This window comes from Paenibacillus sp. OAS669, from assembly GCF_014873645.1.
In the GTDB taxonomy this organism is placed as follows: domain Bacteria; phylum Bacillota; class Bacilli; order Paenibacillales; family NBRC-103111; genus Paenibacillus_S; species Paenibacillus_S vulneris.
The window spans coordinates 120,497-140,777 of record NZ_JADBDR010000007.1; the positions used below are offsets into that span (position 1 = coordinate 120,497).

The window sequence follows — 20,281 nt, forward strand, 5'->3', positions numbered from 1 at the left end:
TCAGACAGATGGGGTAGTGAAAGGCTTAGGGCATATTGTATAATCGGAATGATGGTTCTTATGTTGGAGGAAACTACAAACGGTCAAATGAACAGAAAGAGGCTGAACAATGTCAATTAAAGCTATATCCCCCCTAGACGGGAGATACAGGGAACAATCGGAAGTATTGGCAGAGCATTTCTCGGAATGGGCTCTGATGAAGTACCGGGTGTTTGTGGAGGTCGAATGGCTGATCCATATGTCCCAAAGGCCCGAGATTGCAGAAGTGCGCAATTTCACGGCGGAAGAGATCGCGTTTCTGAGAGGCATCACCGAGCAATTCAACGATGCATCCGCACTGCGCATCAAAGAAATCGAGCGTACGACCAAGCATGATGTGAAGGCTGTCGAATATTTCCTGAAGGAAACATTGGATCCGACAACCCTTGCTGACGTCAAGGAATTCCTTCACTTCAGCTGCACCTCGGAAGATATCAATAACCTGTCCCACGCCCTGATGCTGAAAAACGGCATGCAAAGCGGCTGGCTGCCAATGGCTGAGAAAATGACGGCTGAGGTCACCCGTATGGCCGAGGCTGCGAAAAATGTTTCGATGCTGTCCCGTACCCACGGGCAAACGGCGAGCCCTACGACACTTGGCAAGGAGCTTGCTGTGTTCGTATACCGCTGGAACCGCCAGCTCAAGCAAATCAAAGCACAGGAATACCTCGGAAAATTCAATGGTGCGGTCGGCAACTTCAACGCGCACTCGATCGCCTATCCGGACGCGCCTTGGGAAGATATCGCCCGCTCCTTCGTCGAGCACCTGGGGCTGACCTACAACCCGTTGACGACGCAGATCGAATCCCACGACTACATGGCTGAGCTGTTCCATTCGATCATGCGCTTCAACAATATTACCCTGGATTTCGACCGCGACGTATGGCAGTATATCTCGCTTGCGTATTTCAAGCAAAATGTCGTCGCCGGCGAAGTCGGTTCGTCCACTATGCCGCATAAGGTGAACCCTATTAACTTTGAGAATTCCGAAGCCAATATGGGCGTCAGCAACGCCATGCTCGATCATTTGGCCAACAAATTGCCGATCTCGCGCCTTCAGCGCGACTTGACCGACTCGTCCGCCCTGCGCAACATGGGTGTCGGAATCGCTCATTCCTATATTGCTATGGCCGCTACTCTGCGCGGACTCTCCAGCTTGTCCGTGAACGAGCCGGCGATTCAGCAGGATCTGAACGAAAGCTGGGAAGTGCTCGGCGAAGCGATTCAAACCGTTATGCGCCGCGTCGGTTATGAGAATCCGTATGAAAAATTGAAGGAGCTCACAAGAGGCGTTGAAGTAACGCCGCAGCGCATTGCCGATTTCATTCATGGGTTAGGCCTGCCTGACGCCGAGAGAGAACGGCTGCTTCGTCTTACGCCGTCTAGCTATATCGGCATCGCGGACAAGCTGGTCCGTCACATTCAATAATGCCGCAACTCCCTCCATTCCTGTTTTTGCCATGGAATAGTCCTCCAACTTTAAGGTTAACTTAAGAAGCAGGGACTATGCTGAATAGGCCGATACAGAATGAAGGAGTGAGTCTCCATGGAAATCAACACCCTGTTAAACGAGCTCTTCAGTTCGCAAGAGGATTGGTCCGTCAAGACCAATGAACATAGCTATATCGTCGTCCCGAATGAACCTAATAAAGAGGAAGACACTAAAGAAGAGAGAGCCTAACAGCTCTCTCTTCTTCATTCGCTTAAATGGAAGGGAACGGTAGCTACGACAACGTCCTTCTCCTTCAGCAGCCTGGACCGAATGCGATAAGCGGATTGGTTATGGAGCAGGCGGTGCCACCACTTTTTCGCTACGAATTGGGGAAGCAGCACCATGATGGTCTGCTTTTCCTTAACATGCGCGTCGATCCGCTCGATGAAATCGACCAGCGGCTTCACAATCGTCCGGTACCTTGACCGGAATACGACCAGCCGCACCCCGGGATTCCATTGCTCCCATTTCTTCTCCATCTTCTCCTCATCTTCATCGGAAAACGAGATATAGAAAGCGACTACGTTGGGCGACAGCGTCTTGGCATAAGAAATCGTGGAGGCAACCACCCGGTGAATCCCTGCGATCGGGATAATAATGATCGATTCCCTATGGGGAAGCGGCTCATCCAGGTTGATGCGAAGCTGATCCGCGACATCCTCGTAATGGTCATATATTTTGGTAATAAACCATAAGAGGATCGGCGTCAAAATAATGACAATCCAGGCGCCTTCCACAAATTTCGTCACACAAAAAATAATGAGAACAGCGAACGAGACCAGCGCCCCCAAGCCGTTAATCAAGAGCCGGCCCTGCCAGCCCTTTTGTTTCTCCCGGAACCATTTGCGGACCAGACCGCTCTGAGCCAGCGTGAAGGACAAGAAGACACCGATGGCGTATAAAGGAATCAGTGCATCGGTCTTTCCTCTGAAGGCGATCAGCAGAAGGCTGGCCAAGATGCCCAAGGTAACAATCCCGAAATGGAAGGACAAGCGGTCTCCCCGGTTAGCGAACATTCTCGGGAAATTTTTGTCTTGAGCCATGATCGATGCCAGGATGGGAAAGCCGTTAAAGCTCGTATTCGCAGCGAGTGTCAAAATCATCATCGTCGCGATTTGCGTCGCATAGTACATCGTACCGCGGCCAAATGCGCTTTCCGTTACCATAGACAGCACGGAGGTATGTCCTCTTGGATCCGGTGTAACGCCGTAAGCCATGGTCAGGATGGTAACCCCGCCGAAGATAACAGCCAGCAGAATCCCCAGCGACAGCAGAGTCTTTTTGGCATTGTCCTTGGAAGGAGTTTTAAAATGCGGCACCGCATCTGAAATCGCCTCAATCCCGGTAACCGCAGAGCAACCGGAGGAGAAAGCCTTTAACAATACGAACATCGTCAGCCCCGCCGGCGCCGCTCCCGGAATCACATGAATGGCGTTCGCATGACTGGCCCCCGTGATCAAATCAAATATCCCTTTGCCGATCAATACCAGCACACAGAGAATAAAGAAATACGTCGGGAAGGCAAATACCGTTCCGGATTCGGAGGTCCCTCTCAGGTTTAACCATACCATGAGCCAAACCAGGAACAGGGCGATCGGCACAATATAAGGGATCGCAGCAGGAAAGGCGGACGTAATAGCCTGCACTCCGGCGGATACGGAAACCGCAACCGTCAGCGTATAGTCGATCAATAACGACACGCCGGTTAATCTTCCGAATGCCATCCCCAGGTTTTCCTTGGAAACCATGTACGCTCCGCCGCCTTGAGGATAAGCGTCGATGACCTGTCTGTAGCTGACGACCAGAATCGTGATTAACAAAATAATAGCGATCGCTATCGGCAGGGAATAAGCAAAGGCTGCAACCGATCCGACTGCGGCCAGCGCAATCAGAATCTGTTCCGTTCCATAAGCCACTGACGACAAGGCGTCCGACGATAATATCGGAAGCGCCTTCCAAACCGGCATCTTTTCTTGCTCCAGCTCATTGGATTTCAGCGGCCTGCCGAAAATAACTCTTTTTAATGAATCTGTTGTCACACTGCGTGCACCCCGATAACAAAAGAATTGGCGTAATAAACCATCTTAGTGTTTAATATGTCCTGTAACAACACAAAAAACACAAGGCAAGAGTCCTGTGTTCATCTCTCCTTCTCACTTCCGCTGACGAGGTTAGCTGTCGGATTAGGGCTGTGAGAAGCATGCCCTTCCTTTGCTCTACGCAATAGGATTCACCCCTTAATGATGGGTCCCCCGCTCTTCTTTCGAAGATTAAGCTTTATGAAATTATTCAAGCAACGATTGAATATTACTTTCTAATGATCCCGTTGTAAACGTGACGCGTCCCGATAAATAAACCAATTTCTGTTCTCCTTTAGTCAAAATAGCGCATACATGCCTACAGCCGTGCATCTCGCATCGTTTCTTATCGAATTGCTTTCTTTATTGAAAAAAGGGAGGTTCCCTCCGGTTATTATGATGGGGAGCTTGCTAACGGTCTCCTATCATCGAATCTGTCAGTGGAAAATCAGAAGAAAACTAGGAAGGATATGGTAAGATGGTACTGCAGCAACCATCAAATTATGGGAGGGCAAAGCATGGCCATGCCGACACATATCGTAGCCGTAGGAGGCTTCGTGGTCAATGAGCAGGGGAAGGTTCTGTTGGTGAAAACCCATCATGAAGGCTGGGTCTATCCTGGCGGCCAAGTGGAAAACGGGGAAAATCTGCTTGAGGCACTGAGCCGGGAAATAAAGGAGGAAAGCGGAATTGACGCCGTGCCCGTCCAATTGGTCGGAATCTATTCCAATACCTCCGCCTACAAATGGCATGACGGGGTTACCGATGTACCCACGAAGGTGATGATGGACTTTATTTGCCAGCCTCTGGGCGGGGAGCTGTCCACTTCAGACGAAACCTCCGACAGCCGATGGGTAGCGAGGGATCAAGTGCTTGAGCTGATTACGGCACCGGCGATCCGCAGCCGGTATCAGGCTTACCTCGACTTCGACGGTAAGGTCCATTATATGGACTATGCCACCAAGCCGCATTTTAATCTGAAGCTTGCGACGAAGGTATAATGGGCCGTCAGAGACGTGAAATAAAGAGGCCTTCCCTTATTGAGGGAAGGCCTCTTCATTCTTTTATACTAGCGGCGTCATTCCGCGTTCGATCCAGTCCTCACGGGTCGGGCCATAAATGTCAGGTACGCGAAGTCCCGCCTGGCGCATGAGCACCGTCATTTGCCCACGGTGGTGAACCTCATGCTGAATGAGTACACGGAGAGTCAGTCCATTAGGCCATTCCTCTCCGTACATAGAGCTGGTACGCGTTAAATCCGCATCCTTCCACTGGGCTTGAACCGCCTCCAGTAGGGCATTACGCTGGCTCCGGTACGCATCGGCGATAGCTTGGGCCGAAGCAGGCGCAGGAGCATGCTCGCCCCCCTCAACCGGCTGAAACTCAAGGCCTGTACGGGACATCATCTCATGAACCGTGGTCGTCAAATGCCAGGCAAGCTGTCCCAAACTGCGGTGATCGGGAGTGATCTTTTGATTGAGCGAAGCATCCGTTAATGCATCCATAACGCGCTGCGTAGAAGCGGATTCATGGCTCCAGCTTGCCGTAAATTGTTCAACAGAAGTAAACATAATTCATCATCCTCCTTTGATCTCTACCTATGACTGTATTCTCGCTTGAATATCTGAAGTATACCCTCCTAACCCTGACAACTCTATGTCAAGATTAGTTGGTACTGGTCCACTATTTTTTGTGCCATCTCCTGCACCTTTCTCGCTACCGATTCCGGCTCAAGCACTTTCACATCGGCCCCGTGGCTCAGCAGCATCCCGTACAGCCAGGGCTCATCGGGCTGCTTGGCGGTCACAAGAATGGTTCCATCGGGCTCTGTCACCATGTCCCCGAAGCAGAAATAATCCTGAAGCCGCGCTTTCGCACGAGGCTGGAACCGGAGCACCAGGCTTACCAGGCGGGGAGGCTCCTCCTGACGAGACCAGCGAAAATCGAGCTGATCCATGGTTTTGGAACGGCGTGTGAAGGCTTCATCCAAGACCGTCAAATGCTCGATCCGCGTAAGCCGAAATATCCGGTAATCCTCACGAAGCCTGCAGTATCCATACAAATACCATACGTAGCCCTTTAATACGACCCCCATCGGTTCGCACATCCGTTCGGACGAATCCCCCTGCGAGCTCGTATAGGAGAAGCGAATCACCTTGGCATCTCGAGCAGCTGCACGAAGTACCCCGAGCTTTTCCTTCTCCGCTTGGCCGCCATGCCATGGATTCAGGTCAATCATGACCTGCTGGCTCCAATGGTCCAACTCATGCCGCTCGGACCTGGCCATTAATGCGCCCACCTTGTCCAACAAGATGCTGGTATCCTGATCGCCGAAGGAAGAGCCAACCCCTTTCAGCGCTATAATAATCGACTGAAGCTCATCTAAAGACAGGAATTGCCGGTCCAGCCGATATTGATCCATGATCTCGTAGCCTCCGGATGCTCCTGCAAAGGACACAATCGGAATGCCCGCCTGATTCAGCGCCTCCAAATCACGATAAATCGTGCGCAGAGATACCTCAAAGCGTTCGGCAAGCTCTTGGGCCCCGACTCTTTTGCGATTGAGCAGCAGCATCGTGATAGCCAATAAACGGTCAAGCTTCAAAGGTGCTACCTCCTCCTTACTGGTTTCCCTTTTTATGTTACCTTTGAAGACGCTCTAAATCAATCGCTGCTTTTTTCATCCCCCAATACCGGGGCCGCGCTCTGTGGGGAGCCATGAAATTTTCAAGCTGTAAGCAAAAAAATGCAGCTCGTTTCCCCGACAGGGAACCCAAGCTGCATCTTCATTTTATCTATAAAGATAAATTACACTGTGTTCAATTCCATTTGATCTTCCTCGTCCCGGTTGAACGACTCTCGGTCGAACTCCCCTTCGGAGTTGGCGATAACCAGGGAGCATACGGTTGTACCTGTTGCGTTGACCGCCGTACGGCCCATATCTACCACAGCATCGATAGCCAATACAAGACCCAAGCCTTCAACTGGCAAGCCTAATGCGGTCAATACGACCGTAGTCGAGATGGCAGCTGGTCCTGGCACCCCGGCAACACCGATAGAAGAAATCATGCTTACCAATACGATAAGGATATACTCGGAAATACCGAGTGGAATGTTATATACACGCGCTACGAAAATAGCTACTACAGCAGGCCATACGCCGCCGCAGCCATTCATGTTCATCGTTGCTCCCAATGGGGCGACGAAGCTTGCAATACGCGGAGATACGCGTAGTCTCTTCGTAATAACTTCCATATTTACCGGCAAAGTAACGTAGCTGCTGCGTGTTGTGAAAGCTACAGCAATCGTAGGATACGCTTTGCGGAAAAACTTGATAGGATTCACCTTCGCGATAAAAGAAACCATGCCGCCGAATGTAATAATGAAGTGAAGCAGCAGCGCTACATAAGTGGCTGCAATAACTTTTACAAGCGGCGCCAGCGTTTCGAGGCCGTATTTGGCTGCCATGGCACCGATCAAAGCGTACACGCCGTAAGGAGTTAGACGAATAATGTATTTGGTAACCTGGTGCATCACTTGTGCAAAAGATTCGATAAACTGCTTTACAGGCTGAACGACCTCAGGCTTCTTGCTTCCCACTTGTACCATAGCGATAGCTACGAAGATCGAGAACATAAGGACCGGAACCACCTTACCTCCGGCCATATCACCGATAGGATTGGTCGGAACTAAGTCCAGAATAACCTGCGAGAACGTCGGGATATCACGAGGCTTGAACGTCTTAGGAACCTCTTGGGCGATACCTGAGCCCGGATCGAAAATCAAAGCTACAATCAAACCGATAAGAGCAGCAATCCCTGTAGTGATAAAGAACAAGGAGATCGTCTTCAAGCCGATTTTGCGCAAATGACCCAGGCTTGAAATCGATGTAATACTATTGATGACGAGTACGACAACCAGCGGAATCACCAGCATTTTGACAAGATTGACGTAAATCGTACCGATCGTGCTTACGCTTACCGCACTAAGCTTGTAAGTGTTGAAGAAAATCCCTGCGATAAGTCCCAGGGCAAGGGCGAGAAGTACCCGGTTACCGAACCCTACGCGCTTTTTCCCCAAGAAGTAAAGAAAACCGATAATGACTAATGAAACAAGCAAGCTTACCCAGTTCGTTTGAAACGCGGTAACCAAGTTGTTATTCACGCGACCCATCCCCTTCAATTCCCTACTATTTTAGTAGGATTTATGCGATACAAGAATAATACTTCCATCGAATACAACTGTCAAGAATATTTTTTCAAAAAACTATTTTGTCAAGTTTTCCTAAAATGCCAGAAACAGAAGCGCAATTCGGAGGAACGTACTGAGTTATCGAGGGTCTGTATTACCATCTTACGACGGGGATCTTGATTAAGAACCTTCCCCGCTGCAGCCGCCGCTATAAAAATGAGCCGGTTACAAAAAAATATGCCGGGCAGTACCGCCTTAAAGGCTCGTACTGCACGGCTATGCTTCATTCTTTAGGAGCCGCTCAAGACGGCTTTGCGTTCCATTAATCGTTTGATTTTGGCTTCTGTGGACGTATCCGGCGCAGGAGTGTAAATGCTGCAGCGCAAATCGGCGTCCCCCTGCACCTGCAAGGAGGTGAGATGGAACAGCATCTTGCCCGCTTTGCCATGGCGGAATTCGATCAATACCTCGGGAGCCGAGCTCACTGTACTCCGCTCCCACAAGGAATGAAACTCAGGATGCAGCGACTTCATTTCCTCGAGAAATTGCTCATACCACTCGTCATCGACATACTGGCCGTAATAGGAGCGGAATATGGAGAGAAAGCCGCTCGCAAAATGCTCCCAGTTGACGGCCAGGCTGCGAAACTCCTTGCGGGTAAACAGCAGGCGGATGATATTGCGCTGCTCCACCGGCACTTGGTCAAAGTCCAGAAAAACGTGGGAGGCCGCCTGGTTCCACCCCACTATCTGGAACCGCCTGTCCGATATGATGGTGGGACAATTGCGCAGCTCCTGCAAGATCGTCTGCAGCGACGGGCTGATTCTCGGCTGATCCTCTCGAAGGAGACTGGCTCCGGCTCCGGATCCGGTATCCAGAGCCAGAGAAAACAAATATTTGCGCTCGTCTACCGTCAGCCTTAAAGCCGTGGCTACACAATCCAGAACCGAGGCGGATACTTTAATATCCCTTCCCTGCTCCAGCCAGGTGTACCAGGTCGCACTGACCCCTGCCAGTTGAGCAACCTCTTCTCTTCGCAGCCCCGGCGTTCTTCTTCGGCTTCCCGATACCAAGCCTGCGGATTCCGGTGTGATTTTGGCACGTTGGGCCTTCAAGAAAGCCGACAACGCTTGAAGCCTGGTCTGATGATTCATACAATGTCCGCCCTTTCCCATGAACTAGCTGTTATCATGGTACCTATTATACTAGTATAAACTACAACTTGTAATAGGATAAATCATATGACATCATAGGGGACATCACAATCTATCGAAAGGGTGAATGACAATGGAACGAGTAGTGATTACGGGAATGGGAGTGATTTCTCCGCTCGGGAATGATGTTGACCAGTTCTGGGGCCGTCTGATCCGGGGCGAGTCGGGCATTTCCCTTATTGATACATTCGATTGCTCCAGGCAAAAGGCCAAAATCGCCGGGCTCGTCCGTGATTTTGACGCCGAAGCCCGCTTCGGGCGCAAGGAGGCCAGGCAGATGGACCGCTTCTGCCAATTCGCTCTGGCGGCAGCCGAGCAAGCCTTGAACGATGCGGCGCTTCCGCTTGACCAAGTGGATCATGAACGATTCGGAGTGTATGTCGGCTCGGGAATCGGCGGCATCCAGACGCTTCTTGATCAGGATGCCATTCTGAAGGAACGCGGTCCTGAACGGGTAAGCCCCTCTCTGGTGCCGATGATGATTTCGAATATGGCTGCCGCCATGATCAGCATGAAATTCAACGCATTGGGTCCCACTTTATCTCCTGTGACCGCATGCTCTATTGGCAATACCGCCATCGGGGAAGCGATGCGCCTGATCCGGTACGGGGGAGCGGATGTGATATTGGCAGGCGGCACAGAGGCCGCTATTACGGAGATATCGCTCGCCAGCTTCGGCAATGCCACCGCCGTGTCCACCCGCAATGAGGAACCGGCGCGCGCGAGCCGTCCTTTCGACGCGGGACGGGACGGATTCGTTATGGCCGAAGGAGCCGGCATTCTCGTGCTGGAAAGCTTAAGCCATGCGCTCAGCCGAAATGCCCGTATTTATGCGGAGGTTATCGGCTATGGAGCAAGCTCCGACGCCTATCATCGGGTAGCGACTCATCCTGAAGGCATAGGCGCTTACCAAGCGATGAAATCGGCACTGCGCGAGGCCGGCGTGGAGCCGGGGGACGTAGATGTCATCAGCGCACATGCCACCAGCACCGAGGCCGGCGATAAATCGGAAACTCTCGCCATCAAGAGGCTGTTCGGCGATGCGGCTCACCGCGTTCCTGTCACAGCCAATAAATCCATGCTTGGCCATATGCTCGGAGCCGCCGGCGGCGTCGAGGCGATCGCTCTGGTTAAGAGCCTGCAAGAAGGCATTATTCCTCCGACGATCAACCAGGAGCAGCCTGACCCTATCTGCGACTTGGACTATGTGCCGAATGTGTCCCGCCGGGCGGATCTGACTATCGGGATATCCAATTCTTTCGGCTTCGGCGGCCATAATGCCGTCATTGTCCTGAAGAGCTACAAGGAATAAACATGGAAAGGCATCCGGGCAAGCCCGGGTGCCTTATACCTGCCGGGCCTCCAGACGCCGGGCCACCACGGACAGCGCATAATTGACCACGAAGTACATCAATGCTGTCATCAGCAGGGTCGGAATAACGAAATTCACATTTTGCCCGTTAATGATCTGCGCATTATGCATCAGCTCGGCCAAAGAAATCACGACCGCAAGCGAAGTGTCCTTCAGCAGCGAGATAAACTGGCTGACCATCGGCGGCATCATCCGGCGCAGCGCCTGCGGCAGCACGATGTTCCATAGCGTCTGGGTATAGCTCATGCCCGAGGAACGGGCCGCCTCGATCTGCCCTTTATCGATGGAATTCAGCCCGCCGCGCACAATCTCCGAAATCATGGCCGCCTCGAAGACGGTTAGTGCGGCTATCGCCGCATGCTCGATGCTGAGCTTCAACCCTACCTCCGGGAGAGCAAAGTAGGTGAAGAAAATAATCAGCAGCAGCGGCAGATTGCGGATCACTTCCACGCAAACCGCGGTCAGCTGCGAAGCGACCGGCAGCCTCGTATAACGGATCGTGCCAAGGAGACATCCGATGATGAAGCTGAGCACGATGGCGATAAAAGCGACTCTTATCGTCACTCCCAGTCCTTCAAGCAAAAACCGGATATGATCCCACGTATATGCCCCCGCAAAATCCATGCTCTCTCACCTCCTTTTGTCCCCGGTTAATGAGCTCTCGCCATCCTGCGCTCCAAATAAGCGACCCCAAAGCTGAGCGGGATCGTAATCAGCAAATAAAACACCGCCACAAAAATATACACACTGAACGTAACGAACGACTTGGTAGAAATCAGGTCCGCGTAGTACATCAAGTCCAAGCCCGCGACGACGCTAAGCACGGATGAATTTTTCACCAGGTTCAGAAACTGGTTTCCCATCGCCGGAATGACCATTTTCATGGCTTGAGGCAGGACGATATGTCCCATCGTTTGGCCGTAGGTAAGTCCGGAAGAACGGGCCGCCTCGGTCTGCCCCTTGGGCACCGCTTGAATGCCCGCCCGTACCGCTTCCGCTATGAAAGCCGCCGTATAAATCGTCAAGCCAAGCGTCCCCGCGGCAAATCCGCTTAAGCTTAAGCCCAGCGCCGAAGGACCGAGGAAGAACAGGAAGACGATCAGCAGAATCGGGAGGTTGCGGATAAATTCGACATACGCGGTACCGAGCCAGTTAAGAGGCTTGACGGGAGAAATCCGCATCACGGCTATCAGGGTCCCCAGCAGAAAGCTTCCGACCAGCGCGATCACGCTTGCCTGCAAGGTATTGAGGAAGCCTTCCAGGTACAAATCCCAGTACTTCCATAAAATATGGAATTGGATGGCATCCATCGCTGTCTCCTCCTTTCTTACCGGCGTTGAATGAAAAGGATGAACAGCCTGGAAGACCATCCACCCTTTCCAAATTCAACTGCCTATTTGGCTGGCTTCTCTCCAATCCATTTTTCATACAGCTTGTCGTACTCGCCGCTGGATTTCATCGCCTTGAGGAAATCATTGACGTAGGTCACAAATTCCGTATCGCCCTTCCGGATTGCTATGCCGTAAGGCTCATCGGTAAAGGTTCCTTCCGTAACCTGGTAATTCGGATCCTGCTTGGTCATCCCGTACAGGATAGCATTATCGGTTGTCAGGGCATCGCCTTGACCTGCTTTTAACGCCGTGAATGCTTCCTGGTAATTTTCAAACTCCAATACCGTAGCGTCCGGAGCCTTCTCGCGAATATTTTGCGCCGACGTAGAGCCCTTGGCTGTCAGCACCTTCATGCCTTTCTTAATATCGGCTATCGACTTGATCCGACTGCCTTTCTTGACCAGCAGTGATTGGCCGGCTTTAAAGTAAACATCCGAAAAATCGACCTCCTGCTTTCGTTCCTCGGTAATGGTCATCGTGGCGATGATCATATCGATATCCCCGTTTTTCAGCATCGGGATCCGTGTTTTTGAGGTAACCTCCTTCAGCTCCAGCTTGTTTTCGTCCCCGAGCACCTTCTTGGCCAAAGCCTTTGCAATATCGATATCGAAGCCTTCCACGACGCCTGTTCCCGGATCCTTCAGCCCGAACAGCTTGGTGTCATACTTTACCCCTACGACCAGCTTGCCGCGCTTCTTAATCTCATCCAACGTTTTCCCGGCTGTGTTGGCCGAATTCGGGGCCGGTCCGCCCCCCTGCTCCTTCGCTCCGCATCCCGCCGCTACCAGTGCCAGCATCGTTAGCAGCACCAGCATAGTGAATCCCAGCTTCTTTCTCCTCATCCGCATTGACCCGTCTCCTCTCTATGATCCTTGTTGTAACAACCGTTTAAGGAACAACTGTGCCCTTTCTTCACGAGGCTTGGAAAAAAAGGCGTTAGGCTCCGACTCCTCGACAATCTGCCCCTGATCCATAAATACGATCCGGTCGGCCGCCTCGCGGGCAAAGCCCATTTCATGAGTGACCACTACCATCGTCATCCCCTCATGCGCCAAGGCTTTAATGACATCCAGCACTTCTCCGATCATCTCGGGGTCCAGAGCCGAGGTCGGCTCATCGAACAGCATGATCTGGGGCTTCATGGCAAGTCCTCGGGCAATAGCCACCCGCTGCTGCTGTCCCCCGGACAGCTCGGAGGGATAGGCCTTCGCTTTATCGGGGATGCCTACCTTCTCGAGATACAGCATGGCGGTGCGTTCCGCTTCATCCCTGCTGAGCTTAAGCACCTTGATCGGGGCAAGCGTAATATTGTCCATCACCGTTTTGTGAGGGTACAGATTGAAGTGCTGAAACACCATCCCGATATTTCGCCTTAATCGATTGACATCTGTTTTCTTGTCATGGAGCTTGACACCGGCAACGTGCAGCTCCCCGTCCGTTATTGCCTCCAGACGGTTGATGCAGCGAAGGAGGGTGCTTTTACCGGAGCCGGACGGACCTATAATGACGACCACTTCGCCCTGTTGAATCGATAAGTTAATATCCTTCAGTACATGAAACGGCCCATAGTGCTTGTTGACATTGCGAAATTCAATCATAGGTCACCTCCTGCCATTGAGGTAGTTTTCCTTACACCAATATAACGTTACTCCCTTATACGGAGAGCAACAGGTATTTACAAGTTATTACCCAAATGGGAAAAGTATGACACCCGGAAGCATTTTTGTCCTACTGGCTTATTTTTGTGCTCATGATGTTCCTCAACAGCACGGTTTCGGTTCGTCATTTTATAGAGGAGGACGTCGTGCTTCATGGCTTGATTCTCCAACCCTCATTCAACATATTCGCTATGCGGAATGGGCAAATTGTATGTGTGCGATTGGACGGAGATCTGCCTCGCATAAAAAGCTTAGAAAAGGAAGAGATGACATTATGGCTACTTTACTTCATATTATCGCGCATCCTAACGATGAGACCCAGTCTTTCAGCATGGCGGCCGGGAATGCTTTCGTTCAAGCCTACAGCGAATCCAACCCGCAAGATGAAGTCATTCATCTGGATTTGTATAAGGCCCATATCCCCCACATTGACGCCGACGTATTCAGCGGCTGGGGTAAGCTCCGTTCCGGCAATGAGCTGAGCACCTTGTCTGCGGAAGAGAAGTCCAAGGTCAGCCGGTTAAATGAGCTTGTTGACCAATTTGTCGCAGCGGATAAATATGTATTCATTACGCCTATGTGGAACTTCTCTTACCCGCCAATCATGAAAGCTTACATCGATGCCGTTTGTGTGGCAGGGAAGACATTCAAGTACACGCCAGAGGGGCCGGTAGGGCTGCTTCCAACGAAAAAAGCGCTGCATATCCAAGCGCGCGGCGGCGTGTATTCCACTCCTCCGATGTCGGATATGGAGATGGGACATCGCCATCTGGCCGCTATCATGCAATTTTTCGGAATTAAGGATTTTCAAGGTTTATTTATTGAAGGACACAACCAATATCCAGACCGCGCAGCAGCCATAAAGCAGGAAGCAATCGATAAAGCTGTCGCACTGGCCAAATCGTTCTGATCAATGAGGTTCAAGAAGCACTGTTCCACGAGGGACAGTGCTTACTGCCATTTGTCATATCAATTTTCTTCATTCGACGCACCGGTATGTGAAATGAAAAAAAGAGCCCTTTTTGCATAAAGGGCCCCTCCTCAACTCAATATTAGAAGCTTTCGCGAATCACTTGCTGCTCCAGAGGGAGCCGATCGGTCGGACGGCCTGGAGCGGCTGCTTTCCCAATTGGAATCACCATCACCGGAACGTAGCGATCCGGAATGTTCAGTTCTTTTATCAGAGCATCCCGGTCATAGCCGCCCATCGGTACCGTATCGTAGCCTTTGGCTTTGGCTGCGAGCATCAGCTGCATAGCGGCCAGCGATGCATTGCGTATCGCTTCGTCACGGGCCAGGACAGGATTGTTCTCATAAGCACTGTTAATTTGTCCGAGCATCAAATCACGGATTTGCTCGGTCGCCTGCCCGTACACGGTAGGAGCAACCAGATTGGCCTGAAGATCCCCCAACACCACGACGACAACGGAAGCATCTACGGTTTGTTTTTGGTTATAAGTAATCGGAAGCAATCGTTCTTTGTTGGCTTGCTCGGTAACCACCAGAAAACGCCAGTGCTGCAGGTTCCATGAAGAGGGGGCACTGGCGGCAAGCGACAGGATTTCATTTAGCTCCGCTTCGGGAATTGAAACACCCGGTTGAAATTGCCGAACGGACCGGCGGCTTTGGATCGTCTCTTCCGCCGTCATGTGTTGTTCAGTATGACTCATGCGCTGTTCACTCCTAAGGTTATGAAGGTATAAGCGTAAAATAGCCTTAACGTCTTGCAGCGTTCGCAATCCTCCATAGGGTCGCCACGATGCCTTCCATTCATGCGGATTCCCTTCGTACAGCTTTTGGACAAAAAGAAACAGCCTCCCTTTTACCAAGGGAAGCCGCTTCGATCAAGGATTCACACGGAATTTAATGACAAGCTGATGCAGATCATCCGAGATGCCGGACAGCATCGTGGCGGACGATGTTATTTCCTGTATGGAGGCCAGCTGCTCCTCGGTTGTTGCTGCTACGGTTTGAGCAAGACCCGAGGTCTGCCCGGCGATATGGCCCATATTCGTTATAGCGGCGGTTACCTCTTCGGTGCTTGCGGACATTTGCTCCGCGGCCGCCGCCGTCTCTTGAACGCGGCGGTTTACTTCCAAGGCTGAGTGGACGATCCGGGCAAAGGTTTCCTCTGCTTGAGACATCGCTTGCAGTCCACCCTCCACCTCCGCCATCCCGGAATTCATGCTGACAACAGCCTGTCCGGTGCCTTCTCTGATGCCGTCGATCACGAGGTTGATCTCGTCGATGGACTCCGCCGTTTGGGCTGCCAGCTTGCGGATTTCATCGGCAACTACGGCAAAGCCCCGGCCATGCTCCCCCGCCCTTGCGGCTTCAATAGCCGCATTGAGGGACAGCAGATTCGTCTGTCTGGCAATCTCGCCTATGAACAGCGAAATGCGATTAATGCTGTGGGATTGCTCCTCCAGCTTCCGGATGACTTCCCCGGTTTGGTTCACAGCCGTGCTGATGGAATGGATTTTGGACGAAGCCTCCTGGAGGACGGCAGCTCCCTGCTCAGCCTCATGAGACGCTTCCATAGTAATCTCCGATATTTCCGAGGTGGATTCCGCTATTCTCTGGATGCCTATGGACATCTCGTCCATTGCTCTTGCACATTCCGAAGCGCTTTGCGCCTGATTTTCTGAACCGGAAGCCACATTCTGAACCGATTGCGCGACATGCTCCGATGCAGCGGCATTCTCCTCCGAGCTGGCCGACAGCTGTTGGGCTGAAGCGGCGACAAGGTGAGAGGTTTGCTGCATTTGAAGCACGGATTCCTTCAAAGAGTTCGACACGGTATTCACAGCGCCAATTAATGTCCCCAGTTCATCCTTGGATTTACTGATGAGCTCTTGTCCCGTTAAATCCCCGCCGGATATACGGACCAATGCCTCCGATGCTTCCGCCATCGGCCTGGAGATGATTCGTGTCGCCAGGTAACCGATCAAGGCAACCAGGAAGAACGCAAGTACAATAAGCGCTGCAAACTCGATAACGCTTCTCCGGTACAAAGCCTCGCTTTCCTGCTGAGCCTGGTCTGCGCCTTTTTGGTTATAGCTTACAATGACGGAAATGCTGTCCTGCACATCCGAAAATGCCTTGGATACTTCGGCTGAGGCTTGCTCCATCCCTTTTCCCCCGGCCTTTTGGCGATTGTTAAGCTCCTTGAACGCATCCCAACGAGCCTTCAATTCATTCAGATTGGTCCGGTCCTGCTCGTCGGCAATGGATGCTTCATAATCGATCAGCCCTTGGTCGATGTCTTTGAACGTTTCCGCGATCTGGTTATTGATCTCTGCTTTTTTAGCCGGATCCGGCTCCGTAAGCATTTGATAATAAAGGACAAAAATATGCTCCTTGGCATAGCTTACCTTATTAGCTATTTGTGTTCCGACCAGCCAGTTTTGGGCAATCTCTCTCGTATTGCTTTGCAATACCCGCATGTTGGACAAATCCATAGCTCCCATTACACCCATAATAAGTAAAATGACCGCATATGAAATCATCAGTTTTTTGCCTATGGTCATTCTCATACGAAACCCCCTGAAATAATAGACATCATCTCTTGTGAAGGAATATACCATACAATGTTTAGAATTATTATTGAAAACCTTTGTGCTTTGTATGAGAAAGTCTAATAGTTGCCTAACAATTTCGAGGATGCTATAAGGGTGAAACCGCTCTTTACAATAAATACCTAGTAGTGTTACTTTGGGGTTATGCTTAAACTTGATAAGCGGGAAGGAGCCGAAATTAGAATGAGCATCTTAAAATGGGACGGTCATACCCATACGCGCTTTTGCTATCATGGCAGCAGCGCACCGCAGGAAGAATATATCGATAGAGCCATCGAGCTCGGCTTCGAGCGCTACACGATCAGCGAGCATCCGCCGCTGCCGCAGGGCTGGATTGCCGATGAAACCTTATTCCGGGAGCTGGCTATGCCTGAAGAGGAGCTGCCTCTGTATATCGCCTATGCCCAACAAATAAAACAGCTGTACAACGGGAAAATCGAGATTGCCGTAGGGCTTGAAATCGATTATTTACCCGGTCAGCTGTCCTATACGGAGCGTATGGTCGATCGATGGCAGTCGGAGCTGGAGGATGTTGTTTATTCCGTTCATTATTTGCCCGGCATCGGGGGCACCCGCTGCATAGACTTTACAGCCGATGATTTTCGCAGCGGCCTGTTGGCTTATTACGGTTCAATGGAAAGCGTAGTGGATGAGTACTACAATCATGTGGAAGAGGCAATTGAGTGGGCAGCACGCCTTCCTATGCGCAAGCGGCTTGGGCATATCAACCTTATCGAGAAATTCAGCCAAGCGCTCCCCGAAATCGATCCAAGCCAGATCGAGCGCCGATTGCGATCCATCATTCCGAAGCTGGCCAAGGCAGGCGTCGGCATTGACGTGAACACAGCCGGACTGCGCGTTGCTACTTGCGGCAAGCCTTATGCGCCCGAGTGGTTTATTCAGGAGTGCTTGAAGCAGGGCATTCCTTGTATTTACGGGTCGGACTCCCATAAGCCGGAGCATGTTGGCACAGGCTGGGCATGGTATGAAGAGCAGCTATCCGCATTCAAGCCTGCATCTTCTTAACAAAGCTGCGTCCTCCAATGGTCGCAACCACCTGTCCGAATACCGTTGGTATCGTCGACAAAGAGGATGCCGACGGGTTCACCGGGTTATTGCCCATTACGATTTTCTGCAAATAAGCAAAGTCCGGGAACGTAACTTCATCCATCAAATAGGCAGAAACCGTGCTGCCGGGAATTCGAACCCTGTTCAGCTTTTCAATAATCTCCCTGCCCGTTCTGATCCCGATTCCGTGACCGTAATAAAGTCCCGCCCCCATCTTGATCACATTTTCCCCCTGCCATTCTATCCATTCCGGGTTGACGTCGGGATTCTTGAAATACTGGATATCCCCTCCGAACGCTTCCGCACCATGCTCCAGCGTAATCAACCGCAGATCATGGTCGTAGTTCCACGAATACAAATACAAATGATTGAACAGCCTATCGAATTTCTCATCGCCGATAATATCCAGCACCGCTTTATATAACAAGATAATAATGGCAGTTGCACATTCAAATGCGTACAAGCTTCCGTTCTCAAAAATATCCCGAATCGCCGCACTCGATCGGACGTCATTTCTTTGCAGAAATGCTCCGTTCTCCTTGCGTTCCCAGAATCGCTCGTTGCAGCGCGACTGCTTAAAGGAGGAAAACGATACCTCGCTGCTGTTCATAGCCGCGGCAGCCTCCATGATGGCGGCTCTTACCTGCAGCTCGAACAATAATGAATTCCATGAATCATACGTATACGTGCGTCTGCTCCTGTCCTTTTCCCGATAAATCATTCTTTCCGCATCGGTTAACGACTCCACGTCCGGCGTGCCGCTGACAAGAACTATCATCGCCCCTTCACCCGCCTTTCTTAGACCGCTTATGACCAAGAGGGCCTATGGATAACCTAATACTATCCTATGTTCCGTATGCTTGGACGAATCCCTATGTTTTTATGACCGCCTCCCCATACAAAAAGGACTGCGGATGCACGCCCCTAGGCTTGTTGAAAAGCCTCACCATACAGAAAATTGCGGTAGGTGGGAGGTGGGGTATCCCTCGCAGGAGCGATAGCGTCCGCCTTTGTTCACGGAAAATACCCGCTGTAAAGCGATATAATCAAATTTTCCGGGAACAACAGCTAAGGGCTTTGCAAAGCAAAGCCTACTTCGGAAGCTTGGCTGGAGGGGGATATCCCACCGGGGTACCAAGCTATTTTCAAGCTTTACAGCTTCTCAACAATCCATCGCTTCGTTTCCTCAGTCCTTTTTACCCCAATAAGAATTAAAACCCCGCTTTCTGGTTACAATAGGCAACGGAGCGCTATGGAGTCCTGGCGCTTGAAACTTCGTTCATTGAAAAAAGGACGGGAGACCGCCCAAAATAGAAGCTTACGCTTGCTAAAGGCATATGGATGGAAAATATTCTTTCGATACCTATTCTAAAGGACTGTTGTTCTGCATAAGAATATGGTATAATAAATTATTGGAATAAAAGGAGACAATAATTCACATATTAGAAAGGTTATCACTTCCACTATAGGGTGCTCTTTCTAATGTGTGAATTTTTTTATTCATACAAATATTAGTTACAATTTATTGGAGGGTTTTAGAAGATGGAAACAGGAACAGTGAAATGGTTTAACGCGGAAAAAGGATTTGGCTTCATCGAGGTTGAAGGCGGTAAAGATGTATTCGTACACTTTAGCGCAATTACTGGGGATGGATACAAATCCCTTGACGAAGGACAACGTGTACAATTCAATGTTGTTCAAGGCAACCGCGGACCACAAGCTGAGAATGTTGTAAAACTGTAAGGTTTGCAACTTGGAAGGGAGAACTGCCCCCGCAAGCGGGCAGTTCTTTTTCAGTAACACAGCCTTGAACCGCTGCAAGCATCTCTACGGTACATACGGAAATTCGGTCCCGTCGGCTTTCTGTGACGATTCCGGTGTTTCCTCCCCGTTCCAAGACCATCCGGTCATTCACATGAGGAACGCTCAAACGCACAAACCAAAGGAGGGGTTACATTGTATTTCTCGAAGAAAGCTATGGAACCAGTTCAAGAAGAACAGACATCTGTGTGGATGTGCAGTAACGAAGGATGCTCCTGCTGGATGAGGGAAAATTTTGCTTTGGAAGAGGTCCCTTCCTGCCCGATTTGCCATTCGGGAATGGTCAAGAATACCAAGATGCTCCCCACTTTAGTGAATCACCATAAAACCTATTAACCTTGTGCCGTTAGCCGCCGGACTTTTCTTGGCGAAATAACGC

Annotated in this window: 20 protein-coding genes and 1 riboswitch; of the genes, 8 read left to right on the forward strand and 12 right to left on the reverse strand. The window is 50.9% G+C overall.

Annotated features, from left to right (window positions below):
- Positions 1–109 precede the first annotated feature (109 nt).
- Together purB and GGC63_RS34905 are read left to right on the forward strand one after the other, a co-directional pair.
- Positions 110–1,468 carry an adenylosuccinate lyase gene (gene purB, locus GGC63_RS17005; RefSeq protein ID WP_192703300.1) on the forward strand — a complete coding sequence of 453 codons (1,359 nt, stop codon included), beginning with the start codon at positions 110–112 and terminating at the stop codon, positions 1,466–1,468.
- Between the two features lie 117 nt (positions 1,469–1,585).
- Complete coding sequence (locus GGC63_RS34905) at positions 1,586–1,720, forward strand: hypothetical protein (protein ID WP_264082052.1); 135 nt, start codon at positions 1,586–1,588, stop codon at positions 1,718–1,720.
- A 14-nt stretch (positions 1,721–1,734) separates the two neighbouring features.
- On the opposite strand, the gene GGC63_RS17010 is transcribed toward GGC63_RS34905, so the two are convergent.
- The gene (locus GGC63_RS17010) at positions 1,735–3,570 is read right to left on the reverse strand and encodes an APC family permease (RefSeq protein ID WP_318781067.1); all 1,836 of its coding nucleotides are present in this window, start codon (positions 3,568–3,570) and stop codon (positions 1,735–1,737) included.
- A 106-nt stretch (positions 3,571–3,676) separates the two neighbouring features.
- Positions 3,677–3,818, reverse strand: a riboswitch (cyclic di-AMP (ydaO/yuaA leader).
- Positions 3,819–4,127: 309 nt separating this feature from the next.
- Between GGC63_RS17010 and GGC63_RS17015 the strand changes: the two genes are divergently transcribed.
- Positions 4,128–4,610: an NUDIX hydrolase gene (locus GGC63_RS17015; protein ID WP_192703301.1), complete on the forward strand. Its 483-nt coding sequence runs from the start codon at positions 4,128–4,130 to the stop codon at positions 4,608–4,610.
- 63 nt (positions 4,611–4,673) lie between these two features.
- On the opposite strand, the gene GGC63_RS17020 is transcribed toward GGC63_RS17015, so the two are convergent.
- The 4 genes from GGC63_RS17020 to GGC63_RS17035 form a co-directional block, all read right to left on the reverse strand.
- Positions 4,674–5,180, reverse strand: coding sequence for a DinB family protein (locus tag GGC63_RS17020; RefSeq protein WP_192703302.1), 507 nt, complete (start codon positions 5,178–5,180; stop codon positions 4,674–4,676).
- A gap of 83 nt (positions 5,181–5,263) precedes the next feature.
- Positions 5,264–6,214 (reverse strand): helix-turn-helix transcriptional regulator, encoded by a 951-nt coding sequence (locus GGC63_RS17025; protein ID WP_192703303.1) that lies wholly within the window; start codon positions 6,212–6,214, stop codon positions 5,264–5,266.
- Positions 6,215–6,417: 203 nt separating this feature from the next.
- A complete protein-coding gene (locus tag GGC63_RS17030; RefSeq protein ID WP_192703304.1) occupies positions 6,418–7,773 on the reverse strand; it encodes a dicarboxylate/amino acid:cation symporter in 1,356 nt (451 codons plus the stop codon).
- A gap of 317 nt (positions 7,774–8,090) precedes the next feature.
- Positions 8,091–8,954, reverse strand: coding sequence for a helix-turn-helix transcriptional regulator (locus GGC63_RS17035; RefSeq protein WP_192703305.1), 864 nt, complete (start codon positions 8,952–8,954; stop codon positions 8,091–8,093).
- 133 nt (positions 8,955–9,087) lie between these two features.
- On the opposite strand from GGC63_RS17035, the gene fabF reads away from it, so the two are divergent.
- Positions 9,088–10,326 carry a beta-ketoacyl-ACP synthase II gene (gene fabF / locus GGC63_RS17040; protein WP_192703306.1) on the forward strand — a complete coding sequence of 413 codons (1,239 nt, stop codon included), beginning with the start codon at positions 9,088–9,090 and terminating at the stop codon, positions 10,324–10,326.
- Between the two features lie 33 nt (positions 10,327–10,359).
- On the opposite strand, the gene GGC63_RS17045 is transcribed toward fabF, so the two are convergent.
- From GGC63_RS17045 to GGC63_RS17060, 4 genes are all read right to left on the reverse strand, one after another.
- Positions 10,360–11,010, reverse strand: a complete 651-nt coding sequence (locus GGC63_RS17045) for an amino acid ABC transporter permease (protein WP_079913695.1) — start codon at positions 11,008–11,010, stop codon at positions 10,360–10,362.
- A 26-nt stretch (positions 11,011–11,036) separates the two neighbouring features.
- On the reverse strand, positions 11,037–11,696 hold the full coding sequence (locus GGC63_RS17050) for an amino acid ABC transporter permease (protein ID WP_192703307.1): 660 nt from the start codon (positions 11,694–11,696) through the stop codon (positions 11,037–11,039).
- Between the two features lie 83 nt (positions 11,697–11,779).
- Positions 11,780–12,619: an ABC transporter substrate-binding protein gene (locus GGC63_RS17055; protein WP_192703485.1), complete on the reverse strand. Its 840-nt coding sequence runs from the start codon at positions 12,617–12,619 to the stop codon at positions 11,780–11,782.
- Between the two features lie 21 nt (positions 12,620–12,640).
- Positions 12,641–13,375: an amino acid ABC transporter ATP-binding protein gene (locus tag GGC63_RS17060; RefSeq protein ID WP_192703308.1), complete on the reverse strand. Its 735-nt coding sequence runs from the start codon at positions 13,373–13,375 to the stop codon at positions 12,641–12,643.
- 334 nt (positions 13,376–13,709) lie between these two features.
- Here GGC63_RS17060 and GGC63_RS17065 point away from each other — a divergent pair, with 334 nt between their 5' ends.
- Positions 13,710–14,345, forward strand: a complete 636-nt coding sequence (locus tag GGC63_RS17065; protein WP_192703309.1) for an FMN-dependent NADH-azoreductase — start codon at positions 13,710–13,712, stop codon at positions 14,343–14,345.
- A gap of 142 nt (positions 14,346–14,487) precedes the next feature.
- On the opposite strand, the gene GGC63_RS17070 is transcribed toward GGC63_RS17065, so the two are convergent.
- Both GGC63_RS17070 and GGC63_RS17075 read right to left on the reverse strand, forming a co-directional pair.
- The gene (locus GGC63_RS17070; protein ID WP_192703310.1) at positions 14,488–15,105 is read right to left on the reverse strand and encodes a nitroreductase family protein; all 618 of its coding nucleotides are present in this window, start codon (positions 15,103–15,105) and stop codon (positions 14,488–14,490) included.
- A 174-nt stretch (positions 15,106–15,279) separates the two neighbouring features.
- On the reverse strand, positions 15,280–16,971 hold the full coding sequence (locus GGC63_RS17075) for a methyl-accepting chemotaxis protein (protein WP_192703311.1): 1,692 nt from the start codon (positions 16,969–16,971) through the stop codon (positions 15,280–15,282).
- Positions 16,972–17,196: 225 nt separating this feature from the next.
- Here GGC63_RS17075 and hisJ point away from each other — a divergent pair, with 225 nt between their 5' ends.
- Entirely contained in the window at positions 17,197–18,039 is an 843-nt protein-coding gene (hisJ, locus tag GGC63_RS17080; RefSeq protein ID WP_192703312.1) for a histidinol-phosphatase HisJ, read from the forward strand.
- Here the strand turns inward: hisJ and GGC63_RS17085 are convergent.
- Positions 18,020–18,859: a protein-glutamine gamma-glutamyltransferase gene (locus tag GGC63_RS17085; protein WP_192703313.1), complete on the reverse strand. Its 840-nt coding sequence runs from the start codon at positions 18,857–18,859 to the stop codon at positions 18,020–18,022. The genes hisJ and GGC63_RS17085 overlap by 20 nt on opposite strands.
- Before the next feature lie 764 nt (positions 18,860–19,623).
- Here GGC63_RS17085 and GGC63_RS17090 point away from each other — a divergent pair.
- Together GGC63_RS17090 and GGC63_RS17095 are read left to right on the forward strand one after the other, a co-directional pair.
- A complete protein-coding gene (locus GGC63_RS17090) occupies positions 19,624–19,824 on the forward strand; it encodes a cold-shock protein (protein ID WP_028549128.1) in 201 nt (66 codons plus the stop codon).
- Positions 19,825–20,037: 213 nt separating this feature from the next.
- A complete protein-coding gene (locus tag GGC63_RS17095) occupies positions 20,038–20,238 on the forward strand; it encodes a cold-shock protein (RefSeq protein ID WP_079913703.1) in 201 nt (66 codons plus the stop codon).
- The last annotated feature ends 43 nt before the right edge of the window (positions 20,239–20,281 follow it).